The sequence below is a fragment of the Saccharopolyspora antiqui genome (genome assembly GCF_052246905.1).
Lineage (GTDB): Bacteria > Actinomycetota > Actinomycetes > Mycobacteriales > Pseudonocardiaceae > Saccharopolyspora.
Genome location: NZ_JBQQBO010000025.1, coordinates 19924 through 39460, shown reverse-complemented (window position 1 = coordinate 39460; position 19537 = coordinate 19924). Strand labels below are relative to the sequence as shown.

20 protein-coding genes are annotated in these 19537 nt (G+C 67.8%); 13 read left to right on the top strand and 7 right to left on the bottom strand.

The genetic code is table 11. The features are described from left to right. The first annotated feature begins 65 nt into the window (after positions 1 to 65). From ACTWQN_RS30360 to ACTWQN_RS30325, 8 genes are all read left to right on the top strand, one after another. On the top strand, positions 66 to 1235 hold the full coding sequence (locus tag ACTWQN_RS30360) for an acyl-CoA dehydrogenase family protein (RefSeq protein WP_443207038.1): 1170 nt from the start codon (positions 66 to 68) through the stop codon (positions 1233 to 1235). A 250-nt stretch (positions 1236 to 1485) separates the two neighbouring features. Beyond that, a complete protein-coding gene (locus ACTWQN_RS30355) occupies positions 1486 to 1641 on the top strand; it encodes a hypothetical protein (RefSeq protein WP_242187607.1) in 156 nt (51 codons plus the stop codon). Positions 1642 to 1843: 202 nt separating this feature from the next. Continuing rightward, complete coding sequence (locus ACTWQN_RS30350; RefSeq protein ID WP_443207037.1) at positions 1844 to 2410, top strand: hypothetical protein; 567 nt, start codon at positions 1844 to 1846, stop codon at positions 2408 to 2410. Positions 2411 to 2499: 89 nt separating this feature from the next. Continuing rightward, positions 2500 to 3696 carry a Tm-1-like ATP-binding domain-containing protein gene (locus ACTWQN_RS30345; RefSeq protein WP_443207036.1) on the top strand — a complete coding sequence of 399 codons (1197 nt, stop codon included), beginning with the start codon at positions 2500 to 2502 and terminating at the stop codon, positions 3694 to 3696. After that, entirely contained in the window at positions 3693 to 4523 is an 831-nt protein-coding gene (locus tag ACTWQN_RS30340) for a phosphoenolpyruvate hydrolase family protein (protein WP_443207035.1), read from the top strand. The genes ACTWQN_RS30345 and ACTWQN_RS30340 overlap by 4 nt, the downstream gene beginning before the upstream one ends. A gap of 42 nt (positions 4524 to 4565) precedes the next feature. Then, positions 4566 to 5003 carry an SRPBCC family protein gene (locus ACTWQN_RS30335; protein ID WP_443207034.1) on the top strand — a complete coding sequence of 146 codons (438 nt, stop codon included), beginning with the start codon at positions 4566 to 4568 and terminating at the stop codon, positions 5001 to 5003. Between the two features lie 123 nt (positions 5004 to 5126). Then, positions 5127 to 6026, top strand: coding sequence for an NAD-dependent epimerase/dehydratase family protein (locus tag ACTWQN_RS30330; RefSeq protein WP_443207033.1), 900 nt, complete (start codon positions 5127 to 5129; stop codon positions 6024 to 6026). Continuing rightward, complete coding sequence (locus ACTWQN_RS30325) at positions 6023 to 8311, top strand: glycosyltransferase family 2 protein (RefSeq protein WP_443207032.1); 2289 nt, start codon at positions 6023 to 6025, stop codon at positions 8309 to 8311. The genes ACTWQN_RS30330 and ACTWQN_RS30325 overlap by 4 nt, the downstream gene beginning before the upstream one ends. On the opposite strand, the gene ACTWQN_RS30320 is transcribed toward ACTWQN_RS30325, so the two are convergent. Next, positions 8280 to 8750, bottom strand: coding sequence for a GtrA family protein (locus ACTWQN_RS30320; protein ID WP_443207031.1), 471 nt, complete (start codon positions 8748 to 8750; stop codon positions 8280 to 8282). The two genes, ACTWQN_RS30325 and ACTWQN_RS30320, sit on opposite strands and share 32 nt — an antisense overlap. Before the next feature lie 234 nt (positions 8751 to 8984). Here ACTWQN_RS30320 and ACTWQN_RS30315 point away from each other — a divergent pair, with 234 nt between their 5' ends. Beyond that, positions 8985 to 10154: an NAD-dependent epimerase/dehydratase family protein gene (locus ACTWQN_RS30315; protein ID WP_443207030.1), complete on the top strand. Its 1170-nt coding sequence runs from the start codon at positions 8985 to 8987 to the stop codon at positions 10152 to 10154. 534 nt (positions 10155 to 10688) lie between these two features. Here ACTWQN_RS30315 and ACTWQN_RS30310 read toward each other — a convergent pair. Then, entirely contained in the window at positions 10689 to 11591 is a 903-nt protein-coding gene (locus tag ACTWQN_RS30310) for a sulfite exporter TauE/SafE family protein (protein WP_443207029.1), read from the bottom strand. Between the two features lie 761 nt (positions 11592 to 12352). On the opposite strand from ACTWQN_RS30310, the gene ACTWQN_RS30305 reads away from it, so the two are divergent. Then, positions 12353 to 13105, top strand: a complete 753-nt coding sequence (locus ACTWQN_RS30305) for a M23 family metallopeptidase (RefSeq protein WP_443207028.1) — start codon at positions 12353 to 12355, stop codon at positions 13103 to 13105. Between the two features lie 81 nt (positions 13106 to 13186). Here the strand turns inward: ACTWQN_RS30305 and ACTWQN_RS30300 are convergent, their stop codons facing one another. The 3 genes from ACTWQN_RS30300 to ACTWQN_RS30290 form a co-directional block, all read right to left on the bottom strand. Further along, entirely contained in the window at positions 13187 to 14008 is an 822-nt protein-coding gene (locus ACTWQN_RS30300; protein ID WP_443207027.1) for a SigB/SigF/SigG family RNA polymerase sigma factor, read from the bottom strand. Next, complete coding sequence (locus tag ACTWQN_RS30295) at positions 14005 to 14445, bottom strand: ATP-binding protein (protein ID WP_443207026.1); 441 nt, start codon at positions 14443 to 14445, stop codon at positions 14005 to 14007. Before ACTWQN_RS30295 ends, ACTWQN_RS30300 begins: the two co-directional genes overlap by 4 nt. Positions 14446 to 14721: 276 nt before the next feature. Beyond that, positions 14722 to 14898: a hypothetical protein gene (locus tag ACTWQN_RS30290; RefSeq protein WP_443207025.1), complete on the bottom strand. Its 177-nt coding sequence runs from the start codon at positions 14896 to 14898 to the stop codon at positions 14722 to 14724. 142 nt (positions 14899 to 15040) lie between these two features. Here ACTWQN_RS30290 and ACTWQN_RS30285 point away from each other — a divergent pair, with 142 nt between their 5' ends. Next, positions 15041 to 16318 (top strand): NUDIX hydrolase, encoded by a 1278-nt coding sequence (locus tag ACTWQN_RS30285; RefSeq protein ID WP_443207024.1) that lies wholly within the window; start codon positions 15041 to 15043, stop codon positions 16316 to 16318. 124 nt (positions 16319 to 16442) lie between these two features. Continuing rightward, positions 16443 to 16808 (top strand): tyrosine-type recombinase/integrase, encoded by a 366-nt coding sequence (locus ACTWQN_RS30280; protein ID WP_443207023.1) that lies wholly within the window; start codon positions 16443 to 16445, stop codon positions 16806 to 16808. A gap of 35 nt (positions 16809 to 16843) precedes the next feature. On the opposite strand, the gene ACTWQN_RS30275 is transcribed toward ACTWQN_RS30280, so the two are convergent. Together ACTWQN_RS30275 and ACTWQN_RS30270 are read right to left on the bottom strand one after the other, a co-directional pair. Continuing rightward, a complete protein-coding gene (locus ACTWQN_RS30275) occupies positions 16844 to 17437 on the bottom strand; it encodes a vitamin K epoxide reductase family protein (RefSeq protein WP_443207022.1) in 594 nt (197 codons plus the stop codon). Beyond that, on the bottom strand, positions 17434 to 18177 hold the full coding sequence (locus tag ACTWQN_RS30270) for a DsbA family protein (protein WP_443207021.1): 744 nt from the start codon (positions 18175 to 18177) through the stop codon (positions 17434 to 17436). Before ACTWQN_RS30270 ends, ACTWQN_RS30275 begins: the two co-directional genes overlap by 4 nt. 174 nt (positions 18178 to 18351) lie before the next feature. On the opposite strand from ACTWQN_RS30270, the gene ligD reads away from it, so the two are divergent. Next, positions 18352 to 19347: a non-homologous end-joining DNA ligase gene (gene ligD, locus ACTWQN_RS30265; protein ID WP_443207020.1), complete on the top strand. Its 996-nt coding sequence runs from the start codon at positions 18352 to 18354 to the stop codon at positions 19345 to 19347. The last annotated feature ends 190 nt before the right edge of the window (positions 19348 to 19537 follow it).

Below are 19537 nucleotides of genomic sequence, written 5' to 3'. Positions count from 1 at the left end.
ACGGTCTTAGGCTGCCATAAAACTAACGTCGTTAGTTATGCGGCTGCACTGAAAGGAATCCGGCGATGGTCGACTTCTCGCTGTCCGACACCGAACGCGACATCCGCGACTGGGTGCGCAACTTCGTCCAGCGCGAGCTGGTGCCGCTGGAACCCGAGGTGCTGCGTCGCGAGCGGGCCGGGCAACGCGGCCTGACCAGGGACGAGCTGCGCGAACTGCAGGACAAGGCGAAGCAGTCCGGGTTCTGGGGCGTGCAGACGCCCGAGGAGTACGGCGGGATGGGCCTGTCGGCGGTGCTGACCGCGCTGATCGAGATCGAGCTCGGCCGCACCTTCGTGCCGTTCCGGTTCGGCGGCTACGCCGACAACATCCTGTACTACGCCAACGAGGAGCAGAAGCAGCGCTACCTGCTGCCGACCATCGAGGGCACCCGCAAGTCGTGCTTCGCGATCACCGAGCCGGGTGCCGGATCGGATGCCAGGAACCTGCGCACCACCGCCGTCCAAGACGGCGACGAGTGGGTGATCAACGGTGAGAAGACGTTCATCACCGGCGGCATCGACGCCGACTTCGCGATGGTCTTCGCCGTCACCGATCGGGCCAACGGCGGGGTCACCTGCTTCCTCGCCGACCGGGACATGGGCTGGAAGTCCGAGCCGATCGACATCATGGGCCCGTTGGAGCGCCAACCCGCCGCGCTGGTGTTCGACAACGTTCGGGTGCCCGCGAGCAACGTGCTCGGCGAGGTCGGCAAGGGCTTCGCGCTGGCCATGCAGTGGATCGGCCGCGGCCGCTACCTGCTGCCCGCGCACGCGCTCGGGGCCTGCGAACGGCTGGTCGAGATGGGAATGGACTACGCCAAGACCCGCGAGACCTTCGGCAAGCCGATCGCCGAGCGCCAGGCCATCCAGTGGATGATCGCCGACTCCGCGGTGGAGATCGAGGCGCTGCGCTGGCTGGTGCTGCAGGCGGCCTGGCAGGTCGACCAGGGTCTGGACTCGCGGCACGCGCAGTCGATCGCCAAGCTGTTCGGGGCCACCCGCGCGGGCGAGATCGTGGACCGGGTGCTGCAGATGCACGGTGGCATGGGCTACACGAAGGAACTGCCGGTCGAGCGCTGGTACCGCGACCTGCGACTGCTGCGCATCTTCGAAGGCACCGACGAGATCCAGCGCCGCACGGTGGCCCGCAACCTGCTGAAGGGCCACGCCTCGATCAGCGGCGTGCTCGGCTGAACCTCGGCGCCTGCCTCCGGCCTGGAGCGTGGTACTTGGCCTGGAGCGTGGCGATTTTCGCGCGAAATCGCCACGAACCGGCACGCAGCACGAACGTCTGGGACAGGTGTCTTGGACGCCGATGCCGGTGCCCGGTTGATTTCGTCCGACTCGGTGGTCGGCGCTCGGCTGAAGCGCGCCCGTTTTGTCGGTAGCCTGGGAGGAGCCGGTACTCCGAACCGCCCACGAGTCCGACCCGCCAGGAGCAAAGATGTCGCTGTTCAAGAAGGTCACCGAGTTCGCCAGCAGCCCGCAGGGGCGCAAGGTGATCGACCAGGCCAAGAAGTACGCCTCCGACCCGAAGAACAAGGAGAAGATCGACCAGGTCAAGAACAAGTTCTTCGGCAAGGGCGGCAAGAGCCACTGACCCGAGCCGACAACGACCCCCGGCACCGCGCCGGGGGTCGTTCGTCGTGCGGACCCGTTGTCGGGAATCGTTGTCCCGCCGAGGCAACGTGCTTCTCCTTGGCCGATCTGGTCTTCTCGGGTGGCCTGATTCGTTAGGATCTGCGGTGGATCAGCGGCGCCCGAGCACTTGAGCACCCGAGCACTTGAGCAGGAGTGTGGCCATGTCCCAACCGCCTTGGCAGGGGAACAGGTATCCGCAGGGTCACGGGCCGGGTGGTCCGGTGCCACCACCCCAACCCCAGCAGCCCCAGTACGGGCCGCAAGCTCCGCCGCGGCCAGGGGTGGTGCTCGCGGCCGCCGTCCTCGGCGGGCTCGTCGCGCTGATCATCCTCGGGGTCGCCGTCTACACCCTGGTCGTCGGGTTGAGCGGGGCCAGCGGTGGCGGTGAGATCGTCGTGGTGCTGCTCACGCTCATCGTCGGTGGGGTCGGTGCGATGCACGCCCTCGGCGTGGTGGGGCTGCTGCACCCGAGGTTTCCCAGTGCCGCGCGAATGGCGTTGGCCGGTTGGACCACGATGGCGGTCGTCGCGTTCGGTGCGTTCCGCTCGGTGCGCGGGCTGGGCGAGGACGGCGCGGACTTCGCCACGTTGCTGGTGTGGATCGTGCTCGCGGCCGTCGTGATCACGCTGATGGTCCTGATCACGCGCCCGGCGGTTGCGCAGTGGGTGCAGGCGACCCACGCGCACTCCCGTCGGCTCGGCCACGTCCCCAAGCAGCGGCGCCGCTGACGAAATCGCCTGGGCAACGGGCTGTGCTGCGGCGAGATCAACAGTAGAGTCTCGCGGGGTTGCTTCGATGCCGAGCAGCGGAGGTCGCGATGGGCAGCGCGTACGTTGTCGGAACATTCGACACCAAAGGCGCGGAGCTGCACTACGTCGCCGGGCTCGTCGCCCGCGGGCATCCGGTGGTCACCGTGGACCTGTCCACCAGCGGTGGGACCTCCGATGCCGATGTGTCGGCCGCCGCGGTCGCCGCGCACCACCCGGACGGCGCCGCCGCGGTGTTCACCGGCGATCGCGGCTCCGCCGTCGTCGCGATGGCCACCGCGTTCGAGCGGTTCCTGTCCGATCGGGACGTCGACGGGATCATCGGGCTCGGCGGATCGGGCGGCACCGCGCTGATCACGCCCGCGATGCGCGCATTACCGGTCGGCGTGCCCAAGGTGATGGTGTCCACCGTGGCCTCCGGGGACGTTTCGCCCTATGTGGACGCGACCGACATCGCGATGTTCCCGTCGGTCACCGATGTCGCCGGGTTGAACCGGATTTCCCGCCAGGTGCTGGGAAACGCCGCGCACGCACTGCTCGGCGCCGCGACCCGTCCGGTGCCGCCCGCCGAGGACAAACCGGCCGTGGCGCTGTCGATGTTCGGCGTCACCACGCCGTGCGTGACCGCGGTGGCCGAACAACTGGCCGCCGATTACGACCCGCTGGTGTTCCACGCGACCGGAACCGGCGGTCGTGCCATGGAAAAGCTCGTCGACGACGGCTTGGTCCGCGCGGTTTTGGACATCACCACCACGGAGGTCTGCGACCTGATCGCCGGTGGTGTGATGAGCGCGGGGCAGCAGCGCCTGGACGCCATCGCGCGGACCGAGGTGCCCTACGTCGGCTCGTGCGGCGCCCTGGACATGGTGAACTTCGGTGCGCTGGAAACGGTTCCGCCGCAGTACCGGGATCGCCACCTGTACGTGCACAATCCGCAGGTCACGCTGATGCGCACGACCGCTGCCGAATGTCGGCTGATCGCCGAGTTCATCGCCGCCAAGCTCAACGCCTGTCGAGGGCCGGTGCGGTTGCTGCTCCCGACCGGCGGAGTGTCCATGTTGGACGCACCGGGTCAGCCCTTCTACGATCCCGAGGCGGATGCGGTGCTCTTCGACACCCTGGAGGGCCAGTTGAAGCAGACCGCCGACCGGCAGGTCCAGCGAGTACCGCACAACGTCAACGATCCGGAGTTCGCCGCCGCGCTGATCGCGGCGTTCCGCGATGTTGCTCGTCAGGAGGCACGATGAGTCGATTCGAGCGCGCCGAAGTGCTGCGCGGGTTGCGCGCCAAGGTCGAGCGCGGCGAACCGATCGTCGGCGGCGGCGCGGGCACAGGGCTCTCCGCCAAGTGCGAGGAATCCGGCGGCATCGACCTGATCGTCATCTACAACTCCGGCCGCTACCGGATGGCGGGGCGGGGTTCGCTGGCCGGACTGCTGGCTTACGGCAACGCCAACGACATCGTGGTGGAGATGGCCCGCGAGGTGCTGCCGGTGGTGCGGCGCACCCCGGTGCTGGCCGGGGTGAACGGCACCGACCCGTTCATGCTGCGGGATCGCTTCCTGGCCGAGCTGCGCGACCTCGGGTTCGCCGGGATCCAGAACTTCCCGACCGTCGGGCTCATCGACGGCACCTTCCGGGCGAACCTGGAGGAAACCGGCATGGGTTACGGCTTGGAGGTCGAACTCGTCGCCGCCGCGCGCGACGCCGACCTGCTCACCACGCCGTACGTGTTCTCCAGCACCGATGCTCGGGCGATGACCGAGGCCGGTGCGGACATCATCGTGTGCCACCTCGGATTGACCACCGGCGGTGCCATCGGCGCCGAGACCGCCAAATCGCTGGACGACTGCGTGGCGCTGATCGACGAATGGGCGCAGGCTGCCAGCGAGGTGCGCGACGACGTGCTGGTGCTCTGCCACGGCGGGCCGATCTCGATGCCCGAAGACGCCGCGTACGTGCTGTCGCGCACCAAGCGCTGCCACGGTTTCTACGGCGCGAGCAGCATGGAGCGACTGCCCACCGAGCAAGCGCTGACCGAGCAGACGAAGGCCTTCACGAACCTCCGGTTCTGAGGCCTCCCGTTGGAATCGTTTGGTGGAGAAGAGGAGGAAGCGGTGGCGAAGTCCTATGCGAGCGCGGTGATCGAGGCGTCGGCCGAGCAGGTGTGGCAGGCGGTGCGCGACTTCAACGGTCTGGTGGTCTGGCATCCGGGCATCCGAGCGAGCGAGATCGAGGGCGGCGGCCCGGCGGACGCGGTGGGCTGCGTCCGGCACCTGACCCTGGGCGATGGCGCAGCGGTCCGGGAGCGGCTGATCGCGCTGGACGACGTCGACCGCAGCTACACCTACGAGTTCGTGACGAGCCCCTTCCCGGTGCGCAGCTACCGCGCCACCATCCGCGTCGCGCCGATCACCGACACCGGGCACAGCTTCGTCGAGTGGTTCGCGAATTTCGACGCCGACGCCGCGGACGAGCAGCGGATGGACCAGACCTTCGCCCAAGGGGTGTATCGAACCGGTCTGAACGGACTTAGGGAACATCTCGGTCGATAACGCGGGTGTCGCGGTTCGGGACAGGTGTGGACCGGAGGGCCTGCGGCGGCGGTTAGAGTCTGGCGCGTGCCAAGCAGCGTAATTCCTCCCGCAGCAGACACTGCCCAGGCCGATCGTGTTGTCGTGACCGGTGGTTCCGGCTTCGTGGGCAGGGCAGTGGTGCGCGCCTTCCTGGCGCGCCGAACCCCGGTCACCATCGTCGACCTGCAGGCCCCGCCCGCCGAGCTGCGCAGCGACCTGGTGACCTACCTGGAAGGCGACCTGCGGGACGCCGCGGTGCGGGAGGCCGCGGTTGCGGCGGGTGGCGCCGGGATCATCCACCTGGCCGCGATCACCTCGGTGCTGCGTTCGGTGGACCAGCCGGACGAGACCTACGCCAACAACGTGGCGGTCACCCAGGAACTGCTGGAGCTCGCCCGCCGCCGCGAGGTCGGCCAGTTCATGCTGGCCTCCACCAACGCGGTGACCGGTGACATTGGTCACGGCACGATCTCCGAAGCGCAGCCGCTGCGTCCGCTGACGCCCTACGGCGCCACCAAGGCGGCGTGCGAGATGCTGCTCTCCGGCTACGCCGGGGCGTACGGCATGGCCACCTGCGCGCTGCGGTTCACCAACATCTACGGCCCCGGCATGGGGCACAAGGACAGCTTCATCCCCCGGCTGATGCGTGCGGCGCTGGCCGGCAGCGGCGTCCAGGTCTACGGCGACGGCGCGCAGCGCCGCGACTTCGTGCACGTCGACGACGTCGTGCAGGGCATGCTGGCGGCATGGGACAAGCAGTACACCGGCACCGCGGTCATCGGCTCCGGGCACTCGATTTCGGTGCTTGAGCTCATCGACGCGGTCCGCGCGGCCACCGGCGAAGAAGTGCCCGTCACCCACGTGCCCGCCAAGAACGGCGAGATGCCCGCGGTGATCGTGGACGTTGCCAAGGCGGCGCGCGAACTCGGCTACACCCCGAACGTCGAGCTCACCGATGGATTGCGCACCGTCTGGGCGGACTTCCGCCGCGAGCGGCGATGAGCGCCGCGCTCACGCGCATCCTCCGTCGGCACTGGCTGCTGGCGCTGTTCGTGCTCGCCGGGCTGGCGCTGCGGATCGTCGTGCAGCTGGCGTACCGGCCCGCACTGCTCTACATCGACTCGTTCCGCTACCTCGACGACGTCGGCGCGTTCTTCCCGGGTGGCATCAACCCGGTCGGCTACGAGGTGTTCCTGTGGCCGCTGCTCGCCGTCGGCAGCCTGACGTTCGTGGTGGTGGTGCAGCACCTGCTCGGTCTCGGCCTCGGCGTCGGGATCTACGTGCTGCTGCGGCGATTCCGCGTCCGGCCGTGGCTCGCGGCGGTGGCCGCGGCGCCGGTGCTGCTGGACGCCTACCAGCTGCAGATCGAGCAGAACATCATGTCGGACCTGCTGTTCCAGGTGCTGCTGCTGGCCGTGATCTACGTGCTGACCTGGTGGGGCGCGCCGGGTCCGAAACTCGCCGCGGTGGCCGGGATCGTGCTGGCCGCGGCGGTGACGGTGCGCGTCGTCGGACTCACGCTGGTGGTTCCGGCCGCGGTGTTCGTGCTGCTGGCCACCGGTTGGCGGCCCAAGGACGGCTGGCGGCGGCGCCTGATCGCCAGCGCCGCGCTGGTCGGCGGGTTCGCCGCGGGCGTGTTCGGTTATTCGCTGTACCACCTGGCGTGGACCGGTTCGTTCGGCGTGGGCGGATCCGGCGGCGGTGCCCTCTACGGCCGCGCCGCGGTCGTCGCGCACTGCGAGCAGCTCGACCTGACGTCGCAGGAACGGCGGGTCTGCCCGGCCGAACCGCTCGACCAGCGGGCCCGCAACGGCATCGACTTCTACATCCACTTCTGGAACGTGCCGGAGAACGTCGCGAAGTTCCTGCCGGAGGACATGGACGTCGCCGCCGCGCAGAGCTCGTTGACCCGCAAGGTGCTGCTGCACCAACCGCTGGACGTGGTCGGCGGAGTGGTCGAGGACTTCTTCAAGGGCTTCGCCCCAACCCGCACCCAAACCACCGGCGACGTGCCGCTGGACCGCTGGCAGTTCCAGCAGACCTACCCGATGTACGCCGACGACTGGTACGTCGTGGAGTGGAGTGAGCTCTACGACAACGGCACCTTGTCGGTCGACCCGCAGCTGGCCGGATTCCTGCGCGCCTACCAGCTCGGCGGCGGCTACACCCCGGGCATCGTGCTCGGCGGTGCGCTCGCGATCGCCGCGTTGGCCGTGCTCGGTGTCGGCCGGGCCTGGGGCTCCGGGCTGCGCGCGGCCAGCCTGCTGTGCGCCGGTATGGCGACCACCGTGCTGGCCACCGCCGCGGCGATGGAATTCTCTTGGCGCTACCAGTTGCCCGGTCTGGTGCTGATACCGCTGGCCGGCGCCTTGGGCGCGACCGCGCTGACCAGCCGACGCAGCGTCGTTAGTGGTCGTGGCAACGACCGCGGTCACTCGCGACCAACACCCCCGAAGGAGAGTGAGATGCCCACGACCTGCCCAGCAGAGGTGGACCGGGCCGCATTGGACGACTACTCCGCCCGCTACGGCGACCAGCGGTTCGCTCCCGTGGTCGTGCTGATCGCCGCCTACAACGAGGAGGAGTCGCTCGGTGACGTGCTCGACGGCATTCCCGCTCGCAGCTGCGATCTGGACGTCGACACGCTGGTGGTGGTCGACGGAGCGACCGACCGCACCGCCGAGATCGCGCTGAAGCACGGCGCGCAGACCTGCGTCGCACCCACCAACCGGGGGCAGGGCGCCGCGCTGCGGTTGGGCTACCGCCTGGCGGCCGAACGCGGGGCGCGCTACATCGTCACCACCGACGCGGACGGCCAGTACGACATCGCCGAACTCCCCAAGCTGCTGCGGCCGCTGATCGACGGCCGGGCGGACTTCGTGACCGGATCCCGGCGGCTCGGCAGCAACGAGCGACCGGCGCTGATCCGCCGCATCGGCACCTACGTGTTCGCCTGGCTGGTCAGCGCGCTGACCGGGCAGCGCATCACCGACACCTCCTTCGGGTTCCGCGGCATGCGGGCCGAGGTGCCGAACTCGGTGACCCTGGAACAGCCGCAGTACCAGTCCTCCGAGCTGCTGGTCGGCGTGCTCAGCCACGGCTACCGGGTGCAGGAGCAGCCGATGCGGATGCTGGCGCGCACCGCCGGGGTGAGCAAGAAGGGCAACAACCTGCTGTACGGCTACCGCTACTCGCGGGTCGTGCTCGGCACCTGGTGGCGGGAACGCCGGGTGAGCGCGCCGCAGTGCGAGCCGATCAACGAGCCCGCTGCGGTGGGCGAGCGGTGAACACCAGCCGGTCGATCAGGAAGAACTTGACCACGAACATCACCGCGTAGGTGCCGACGAACGAGCCCCAGACGACGGCTACCTGTCCGGTCCGGGCGTCCGGGAACAGCGCGTGCGCCAGGGTTTCGGCGTGGTGCGTGGCCAGCGCGGCCAGCAGCGCGGTGCCCACCGAGATCACGCCGTAGCGCAGGGCCTCGCCGCGCAGCGCGGCCCGGCCACCGCCGCCCCAGGTTCGCCGGTTGAGCACGAAGTTCGGGATCGCACCGGCCAACCAGGCCAACACGGTGGCCAACACCGCCGAGGCACCGAGTGAGTAAGACAACAAAAAAACGAGTTGGCTTATTGCGGTGGCGACCACCGATGCGGCCGCGAATCGGCTGAGCAACCGCCAATATCGGCCGCGGCCAGCACCGGTGCTTTCCGCAGTTCGCTGCACCATGCCGTCTCCGTTCCAGCCGTTCGGGTTGCTCCGGTCGAACCATACCCAGTCCGGATTCCCAGCTAATTCCCAGTCAGGAGCAACGAAATGGGGAGCGCTTCGTGACATGGTCAAGAGATGAGACCATGCCCCGTGTTGTATCCAACGGGTGACGCCGTCGCAGGCGGTGCGCCCTGTTGTCCTTGCCGCGCGGCGTACGCGACGGCGCCGAAGTTCGAATAGGGGAGTGAAGGCGTGCGAATCCTCGTCCTCGGGGGGGACGGCTACCTCGGTTGGCCGACCGCTCTGCACTTGTCCGATTGCGGCCACGAGGTCGCGGTTGCCGACAACTACGCCCGCCGGGGCTACGACCACGAGATGGGAGTGGACAGCCTCGTTCCGATCGAGCCCATGCAGGTCCGCCTCGACGCCTGGCGGGAGGTCTCGGGCAAGTCCATCAAGTGCTACTACGGCGATCTGGTCGACGGCGATTTCACGGTCGAGATGATCGCCGACTTCCGGCCCGATGCGATCGTGCACTTCGCCGAGCAGCGGGCCGCGCCGTACTCGATGATCGACCGCAAGCACGCGGTGTACACCCAGCAGAACAACGTGATCGGCAACCTCAACGTGCTGTTCGCGATCCAGCAGGTGGACCCGGAGATCCACCTGGTCAAGCTGGGCACGATGGGCGAGTACGGGACGCCGAACATCGACATCGAGGAAGGCTGGCTGGAAGTCACCCACAACGGCCGGACCGACCGGATGCTGTACCCGAAGAAGCCCGGCTCGTTCTACCACCTGAGCAAGGTGCACGACAGCCACAACATCGAGTTCGCCTGCCGGATCTGGGGGCTGCGCGCCACCGACCTCAACCAGGGCGTCGTCTACGGGCAGGAAACGCCGCAGACCGTGCGCGACGAGCGGTTGGCGACCCGGTTCGACTACGACGCGATCTTCGGCACGGTGCTCAACCGCTTCGTCATCCAGGCGGTGCTCGGCCACCCGTTGACGGTGTACGGCACCGGCGGCCAGACCCGCGGCCTGATCGACATCCGGGACACCGTCGAGTGCATTCGGCTGGCCGCGGAGAACCCGGCCGACCGGGGTGAGTTCCGGGTGTTCAACCAGATGACCGAGAAGTACTCGGTGGGCGAGATCGCCAAGATCGTGTCCAACAGCTACGACGGCCCGGTGGAGATCGAGTACCTGGACAACCCGCGGGTCGAGCAGGGCGAGCACTACTACAACGTCAAGCACACCGGTCTGATCGACCTGGGTCTGCAGCCGCACCTGCTGTCGAACACGCTCATCGAGTCGCTGTTCCGGGTGGCGGACAAGTACCAGGACCGGGTCGACGTCGCCGCGATGCGGCCGACCGTCAACTGGCGGCACGCCGCGAGCCCACTGCGCGCGGACCGCTGAGCGAACTTGGCACATCGGGCGTCGTCCTGGCTGCGGGATTCCCGACATCATGTCCGGGACCGTTCGCCGGGACGACGTTCGCGTATCCGCGGAGGATCACCGTGCTTGGTGGTGGCGGCTTCGCCGCTCGCCGGATGCTGAAATAACGCCCGGCGTTCCCGATCCGCGTGGACTCCTACCGGCCGGGTATCACGTCGGTGATGCCGGGGCGTGCTGCAACTGTGTCCACGACTGGGCCGCGTGGCGGCTGGAATATACCAACAGGGCCGGGCACACTTGGTTTCGAACGCTGCGGTCGCATCGATCGACCGTGGTACGGGGAGCGGTGCCCCGGGCGCGGAGCGTGAACTCCGCCTCCCGGGGCGCCTACCGTGTGTCGGGGGGCTTCCACACGGTCTACCGAACAGTAACTCGTTCGGTTGATCTCGGCGATACGGCACGTGGGTAAATATTCCCCTCGTCCGTGACCTCGGGATCCGGCAGCGAGACGGCGTTCGGAGCTCTTCCTCGCGCGCGGTGCTCAGCCCCAGGCGTTCAACTCCGGGTCGGTGCGGCGGCCTCTTCCACCTCTGCCAGCTCGCGGCGCTCCGAGAGGACCACGCGGATCGTGTAGCCCAGCGCGGCCAGCCACGCGACGATGATCGCCACGTAGATCACGGTCGGCGACGGGGCGGGCAGGTCGAAGTTGTTGATCAGCGTCCGGGCGTTGGTCAGCACGATCAGTCCACCGGCACCGACCCCGATCAGCCGCATCGGCACGATGCGCACCAGGTAGGCGGCCAGCGGCGCGGCGACCACACCACCCAGCAGCAACGCACCCACCGTGAGCCAGGACAGCTGCTGGTGCGACAGCGAGGTCAGGAAGCCCAGGCTCGCCGCGGCGGCGATGAGGAACTCGCTGGTGTCCACCGATCCGACGACCTTGCGCGGCTCGACCTTGCCGGTGCTCAGCAGCGTCGGGGTGGCCACCGGGCCCCAGCCGCCGCCACCGGTGGCGTCCACGAACCCGGCGACCAGGCCCAGCGGGGCGAGCAGCTTCGGGCTGACGCCGGTGAGCTGGCGGCGGCGCAGCGGGCGGATGGCGAACCGCAGCAGCACGTAGATCCCGAGGGCGAGCAGGATGGCCGACATCCACGGCTCGGCGGCCTCGGTGGAGAGATTGCTCAGCACGGTGGCGCCGAAGAACGCGCCGACGGCACCCGGCACGCCGAGGACGAGCACCATCTTCCAGTCCACGTTGCCGAACTTCCAGTGGGACAGCCCAGAGGCGATCGAAGTGCCGATTTCGGCGAGGTGCACCGACGCCGAGGCCAAGGCCGGGCTCAGACCCGCGGCGAGCAGGATCGTCGTCGAGGTCACCCCGTAGGCCATGCCGAGTGAGCCGTCGACCAGCTGCGCGAGGAAACCACCGATCGCGAAGATCAGGAATGCTTGCACGTTGTCTCCGTAGATGCGTGGGGTGCCGGTTCCGGCGCGCGGCGAAACGCGGCGCGGCGTTGCGCAGCCGGATGGGGTGAGCCGAACGAGGCGAAGAAGTCAGGTGGGAGCGGGGCCTACCGCGCGCACCGACACCCTGCGGAGGTGACGCGGCGCAGGTCGACGTGGAGGCGCTGCACCAGCAGCCGCCACTGATCACCAGGCGTCATGCGCATCAGTGAAACAGATCCCGCCTCCGAGTTACACCGACTCCCAAAGTGCGGGAAGGTGCCGGGTCGGTTCGCGCGAGCGTTGTGCGCAAGGCCACTTTCGGCGGTAGCCGAGCCGGTCGGCGAGTGATCGACGTGGTTCACCGCCCGTGCTACGACGATGTCGCATGTGGACTCCAGGAGCTTCGAAACCGGCGTCGCACGGGACGGCCGCACGCCTGGGCTGCTTGATCGTTTCGCGCTGGACCTGCGTGAACGACAGGTGTCTTGATCGTTTCCGCGACGACCTCGATGCGTTGCTCGCGGCGCTGGCCGGACCGGTGGCGGTGGAATTCGCCGTTATCGATCGGTCATCCATTTCGAGCACTAAGAGTGACTGATCCGCCGCTGTTTGTCGGTCGATTGGAGTAGCTGTTGCATGTATCAGTAACCCTCAGCTACGTTCGCCGTTCGTGAGTCACGGTTCGGTCACGGCAATGCCTCAACCCCGAGAGGCGTTCCCGCAATCCCCCGGCGGGAAGTGACCGGACCTCCCCGACGCGGAAGGTGAAGATGGGCAAGCACCGGAAGGAGGGCGGCCATCCCCCGACGGTCGCCCTCCCGGTTCGCAAGAAGGTCATCGCCGCGGCGGTGGCCGGTGGCGCGTTCGTGGCAGTCGGCCAGCCGTTGACCGCCAGCGCGGCGACGCTGCCGAACGAGACCGGGCAACCGCTGGCCGGTACGAAGAACTTGAGCCTGGCGGTCACCGGCACCACCAGGAGCCCGGCGGCGGTCCAGCTGCTCGCGGCCGAGCCCGCCGAGAACGCGCTGGCCGAATCGCAGAAGATCGACAAGAGCAAGGCGATCGAGCAGGCCCGGGCGGACGCCGAGCGCGCCGCGGCCGAGGCCAAGCAGGCGGCCGAGGAGCGGGCCAAGTGGGCCAGCAGCTTCGTCAAACCGGCCGAGGGCACCTTCACCTCCGGTTTCGGCGCCCGTTGGGGCACCAGCCACCGGGGTGTCGACATCGCCAACAGCATCGGCACCCCGATCTACTCGGTGGCCGCCGGGAAGGTCATCGACGCCGGTCCGGCCAGCGGCTTCGGCCAGTGGATCCGGGTGCAGCACAACGACGGCACGATCACCGTCTACGGCCACATCAACACCATCGACGTCAGCGTCGGCCAGCAGGTCGGGGCTGGCGAGCAGATCGCCACGATGGGCAATCGCGGCCAGTCCACCGGCCCGCACCTGCACTTCGAGGTGATCAAGAACGGCACCAAGATCAACCCGCTGCCGTGGCTGAACGAGCGCGGCATCTCGTTGTAGCAACCCCAGAGCCGCCGCCCGGGACCCGAAATCCCCCGACGGGTTCCGGGCGGTTTTCTACCCAGGACCAGGCACAGGCGCTCATTTCTCGCTGATGGTTTCGGCGGCTGGCCGGTCCGCCTCCAGCCGTTGCCGCAACCAGCCGAGGGTGCGGGCCAGCAGCCGGGAGACGTGCATCTGGGAGATGCCGATCTGCTCGGCGATTTGCGTCTGGGTCATGCCCCGGAAGAACCGCATCACCAGGATCCGGCGTTCCCGCTCCGGCAGTTCTCGCAGCAGCGGACGAACCATCTCGCGGTTCTCCACCTCGATCAGCTCGGCGTCATCGGAGCCGATGGCGTCCCCGAGCGGGATCTCGTCGGTGTCGGTGAGCAGTTCGTCCAGCGAGGCGCTGCGGTAGGCGTTGCCCGCCTCCAAACCGCGGTAGACGTCGTCGGTGCTGATGTCCAGGTGCCTGGCCAGCTCGCTCGGGGTCGGCGCGCGCCCCAGTTCCTGCGACAACCGCGCGATCGCCCCCGACACCGACAGGTGCAGTTCCTGCAACCGACGTGGCATCCGCACCGCCCAGCCGGTGTCGCGGAAGTGCCGCCGCACCTCGCCCATGATCGTCGGCACCGCGTAGGACAGGAAATCCACTCCGCGGCCAGGATCGAAGCGATCCACCGCGTTTATCAACCCCAGCGTCGCGACCTGGGTGAGGTCCTCCTGCGACTCGCCGCGGTGGCTGAAGCGGCGAGCGATGTGCTCCGCCACCGGCAGATGCTCGGTGACCAGCGTGTCGCGGAGTTGGCCATAGCGGGGATCCTGCTTGCTCAGCTTCGCAAGCTCGCCGAACAGCGGCGCCAGCCGGTCGTAGCGCTCGTTGCGCGAATGTCCTGTCGGCTTGGAATCCGCTCGTTTCACACGTGTGCCGTCCGTCCCTTGGTCAACTCGATTCGCACCAGATGGCTGCCGTTGGCAGCAGGGTCCGACTCGACCGAGGTTGACACAAGGTCGGCCAATGCGCTGAGCACGCGCCAGCTGAAGGTGTCCTTGCGGGGTCCGAACGCATCATCGCTGAGCACCTCGGCGGTGACCGACAGCTGGTCATCGCTGGTGCGGAACCGGCAGACCAGCGTCGCCTCCGGTGCTGCCAACCGGACCAGCGACGAGCACGCCTCATCGACGGCCAGCCGCAGGTCCGCGATCGAGTCGACGTCGTAGTCGGCGCGCATGGCGAGGTCACCGACGACGGCCCGCATCACCGCGAGCTGAGCGGGCTCCGCAGCGATGCGGACCTCGACCAGGTTCGCCGCGGACGTCTCCGGCTCGACGTGCGTGATCTCGCGTTCCACGCTCATCCCGGGCCACCTCGTCTCGGTCGGTGCGGCGCACACCTCACTCACAGTCACCTGGTACCCGAGGCCTGCACCGCACAAACGGCCGCTGCCGACTACAGCAGCGAGCTCCAGTAGTCCCAGAAGTACACCGCTAACACTCGGCTACCTGCGGAAACTCGGTTATCATGCCGCTGAGCTGCGAAAATAGCAGCCAAGCAAGCCCTAGTTTGACCGAACGTTTTGGGCCCTCATGCGGACTGAATACGGACTGATCTTAGCAAGTTCGATCACTTGCGATCAGTCGTCGCCCTTGGCGCGTCGGATCTGCGACACGTTGCCTTGGAGCGAGTGTGCCTCCAGGGAGTGCGTCAGCGAGTTCTCCATATAGTCGATCCTGCTGATGATTTGGTCCCGGACGACGACGACCACGTGCACCGTCCAGGCCACCCCGGCGAGGACGAGCAAGCCGCTCATGGTCAGGCGTGTGGTGACGCCGTTGCGCTCGGGTGGGGCGTTTTTCGTCAGAGTAGCCACGGTACGCGCCGATTCGGAGCAGCCGTCCGGCACTAGGATGGCGCCGTTTGAACCATGCTTCGAGGGATGTGGCTGCCGTACCGTGATCAAGTTCTGGCAACCGAACGTCGGGGGCGCTGGGGTGCGCAAGCTGACGCGTCGGGCGCGTTCCAAGGCCGACTACGTGTGGTTCATGGCCGTCCGCGAATGGCCGGTGATGGTCTCGGCCCTTGGCGTCGTACTCGGTGCGATGACCGTCCTGCCTAGCGCGGTCGGCATCGTGCTGTCTTTGATCGCGTTAGCGCTCGGCACCATCAGCTTCATCCGAGACTTCCGCAGCCTGCGGAAACGGTGGTCGGCCTACGACTTCGCGGTGATCGCCGCGCCATTCCCCCAGGAGTTGCCCGCTCCGATGGCGTACCCGAACGCGATCTACCGCTACCTGCCCAATCTCGGGACGGTGTTGCTCAGTGACGACATCGACCGTGCGGTCCGGGAAAGAACCTTCACCGTCCGGGTAGACGACGATCCCTATCAGCTTCCTTCCATACTGCGCGCCACCGCCCCACACGTGCTTCCCCTGCGGGCACGGGGTCGGCTGTTGTTCAACGGCCCCGTTGTGGGCATGCGCTCCGACCCGTTGCCCGGCACCGGTGACGCCGAGATCCGCCTGCACAGCGCCCGGTACTTCGACTTCCAGTGTTCCAACGAGTTGTGCACGATGCGCATCACCAACCACGAGACAGGCAACGACTTCGACCCCCGCCGTCGGCTGCTCACCGACGCCTCCGGACACATTCGCACCCTGGCCGCCAGTGATCTCTCCGACGTCATTGGCGTTTCCACCCTCGCGATCACCACCGACGGGCAACTGCTGCTGGTCAGCCAGTCCGATCGCAACGCCGCCAGCCCACTGTTGCTCGCCCCCTCCGGCAGCGGCTCCCTGGAACCCCGCGACCTCACCCGGCCCGACGGCAAACCGCGCACGACGCTAGCCGAGGCCGTAGGCACCGGCATGGAACGGGAGCTGTGCGAGGAGACCGGCCTGTCGCCGCGCTTCGTGTCCGGCACGAAGTTGACCGGGTTCGCGCGCTGGATGGAGCGCGGCGCCAAACCCGAATTTTTCGGCATCACCACACTGTCGGTTTCCAGCAACGACATTCGCAACACGCGCGCTCGCGGCGCCGAACGCCTTTACAGCTCCGACGTCACCACCCTTGACATCGACTTCAATGCGCTCAGCAGCGAACTTCACGGCGGAACCGATGTTCTCGACGCGCCGAGCCTCCCCGCAGTCATCCGCGACGTCGGCTCCCTACCGTTGATCTTCGCCATCCGGGCCGCTGCCCTATGCCAACTGCGCGAGTCCCCGGCGGCCTGACGAGGCGCGCCTGCATCGTCAGCTCTCGCGGTACTCCCACTCCCGCAGGTGCAGTGGGATTTTCAGCGGCGGTTGCCGTTGGGGATCGGCTACCGGCTGGAGAAGTTCGTCTACCCGAAGATCGGTGGTCTGGGACCGCACGAACCCGCGCAAGCCCCGGCAGTGCCGCGCGCAGATGATGTTCACCAACGAAAGCGGCGGGCTGATGCAGTCCTGGCAGTGGACGCGTGTGTTCCGCCCGGCGGCCGACGTGGCGGGGCTGAAGCCGTCGGAGGTGCTGCACCTGCTGCGGCACCTCTACGCCTCGCTGCTGATCCGGCACGGCGAGAGCGTGAAGACCGTCCAGCACCGCCTCGGTCACGCCAAGGCCACCACCACGCTCAACGCCTACGGCCACCTGTGGCCGGACGCCGACGACACCACCCGCGCGGCCATCGCCGAGGGGCTCTCGGGCTACTGCGGCGCACGGACTGAACGCGGACTGGCCTGATCTTGCAAAAGTGAAACCGCAGGTCATCGGGCGTTTTACAGCAGCGAGCTCCAGTAGTCCCAGAAGGCCTGCAGCACCAGGACCACGATCACCAAATACCACACCACCAGCACCAGGCTGTGGAACCGGGCGAGCGCCGCGCCGACGGCCTGCCCGCCGCCGAAGTTGCCAGCGGTGAGGTTGTGCAGCGTCGTGTACCAGAACAGCGGGATGGTCACGATCCACACGACCATGCAGTACGGGCACAGCGCGTGGATCTCGTAGAGGCTCTGCACCACCAGCCAGTGGATGAAGACGACCGCGAGCGTGGTGCCGACCTGCATCCCCAGCCAGAACCAGCGCGGCGGCGCGAACCCGGCCAGCACCACGGCCCCGGCGGTGACCACCACCGGGAAGGCCGCCACCCCGATCAGCGGGTTGGGGAAGCCGAACGCGGCGGCCTGGGCGCTGTCCATCACCGAACCGCACGAGATGACCGGGTTGATGCTGCAGGTCGGCACGTAAGCGGGGTTGACCAGCTTCTGCAGCTTCTCCACGATCAGCGCGAACGAGGCCGCCAGCCCGACCAAACCGCCCACGACGTACAACCAGCCCGGGCCGCGCGGTTCGACGGCGCGGGAGGTGGTCACCGCGCGAGCTCCTCGTCGAGCTGCTTGCGGAACGCTTCGTCGAGCTCCTGGAAGGTCTCGACGTCGCCGGGGTCGAACTGCTTGCCGTTGATGAAGATCGTCGGCGTCGCCTGCACCGCGGCCCGGTTGCCGTCCGCGACGTCGGCGTCGATCTTGGCGTTGACCTGCGGGGAGTTCATGTCCTGCTGGAACCTCGGCAGATCGAGGCCGATCTGCTGGGCGTACTGGTCGAACAGCCCGCGGGCTTTGGCCTCGTCGGTGCTGAGGGTCTGGCCGTCGGGTGCGACCGCCCAAGCCGAGTAGTTGTCGTAGAGGGCGTGGTACATCTCCTTGTACTTGCCCTGTAAAGCGGCGGCTTCGGCGGCCTGCGCGGCCGGGCGGGCCAGCGGGTGCATGCTCAGCGGGAAGTTGCGGGTGACGAAGGTGATCTTGCCTGCGTAGTCGGCCTCGACCCGCTTGGTCAGCGCGTCGTAGTACTGGTGGCAGGCCGGGCACTGGTAGTCGAGGAATTCGACCACGGTCACCTTGTTGTCGGCCGATTCGGTCAGCACGTTGCTGTCGGGTTTGCGCAGCACGTCGGCCGCCACGGTCTGGCCACCGGTGTTGTTGTCGGCTCCGCCGCGGTTGAACAGCAACACGCCGCCGATCACCAGGACGGCGACGACGACCACCACAATGGTGAGAATGACGTTGGTGGACAGCCCGCTTTTCTTGGTGAGCGGGTTCTTGCTCTTCGGCATCGCGTGCTTTCACCTTCGGCGGTCGGTCCGCTCGCGCGGCAGGAGGACGACCTATCCAGTTTCTCGCATTAACCCGATTGGGCTTCATCGCGGGGTGGAACTCACAGGCCGTTCACAGCTGGTTCTCAGCCTGGCTGGTTTGCGGCGCCGAAATCCGCGGGTAGTCAGCGATCGATGAACGATCCGATGCGGTTGCTCGACGCCGGCGAACGAGCCGAGCTGCGGTCCTGGCCAGGTGGAACGTGGCACGAGCCCGCCCTGGCGACGCTGACCCATCAGCGGTTCTCCGACCCGGGCTGGATCTTCGAGCGCAAACTGGACGGGGTTCGGGTGATCGCGGGCTGCGACGCGAACAGCCCGGTGCTGTGGTCCCGCAACGAGAAGCGGGTCGACGCGGCCTACCCGGAGATCGTCGACGCGCTCACCGCGCAGGGCACGCGGCGGTTCGTCATCGACGGCGAAATGGTCGCATTCGAAGGTGACCAGACGAGCTTCGCGCGTTTGCAGAAGCGCATCCACCTGACCGATCCGCGCGCCGCCCGCCGCACCGGTGTGCCGGTCTACTACTACGTTTTCGACCTGATCGCCTTCGGCGGCGTGGATTTGACGAGATTGGCGCTGCGCACCCGCAAACGGTTGCTGCGGGAGTTCTTCGAATTCACCGATCCGCTGCGGTTCAGCGAGCACCGCGCCGGCACCGGCGAGGAATTCTTCCGCGAAGCGTGCCGACGCGGTTGGGAAGGGCTGATCGCCAAACGAGCCGACCGGCCCTATCGCGGTGGGCGAAGCCGCGACTGGCTGAAGTTCAAATGCGTATCCGACCAGGAATTCGTCATCGGCGGCTACACCGACCCCAAGGGATCCCGGTTCGGTTTCGGAGCCCTGCTGGTCGGCTACTACCAGCAGGGCGAGCTGCGCTACGCGGGCAAGGTCGGCACCGGGTACGACGAGCGGACCCTGCACGAGCTGCGCGGCAAACTGGGCGAACTGGCGCGCGACAGCTCGCCGTTCGCCGACCCGGTGACCGAGCACGGCGCGCACTGGGTGGCGCCGGAACTGGTCGCGCAGATCGGATTCACCGAGTGGACCGACGACGGCAAGCTGCGCCATCCACGCTTCTCGGGACTGCGCAACGACAAACACCCGCAGGACGTGGTTCGCGAGGCCTAGCGTTCGCGCGGAGAAAGGCTCTCGTCCTTGTTTTTGAAGCGGGAAAGCAGGTTGGCCCATTCCCGCTTCAGGCACCGCCGAGGAGTTCAAAAACCTACTAGCGGCCGATGACGATCGGGGCGTTGCTGGCGGCGGGCAGCACCGGGGCTTCGGTATTCGGGTGACTCCATGCCGCGAGCACGACGGTCGT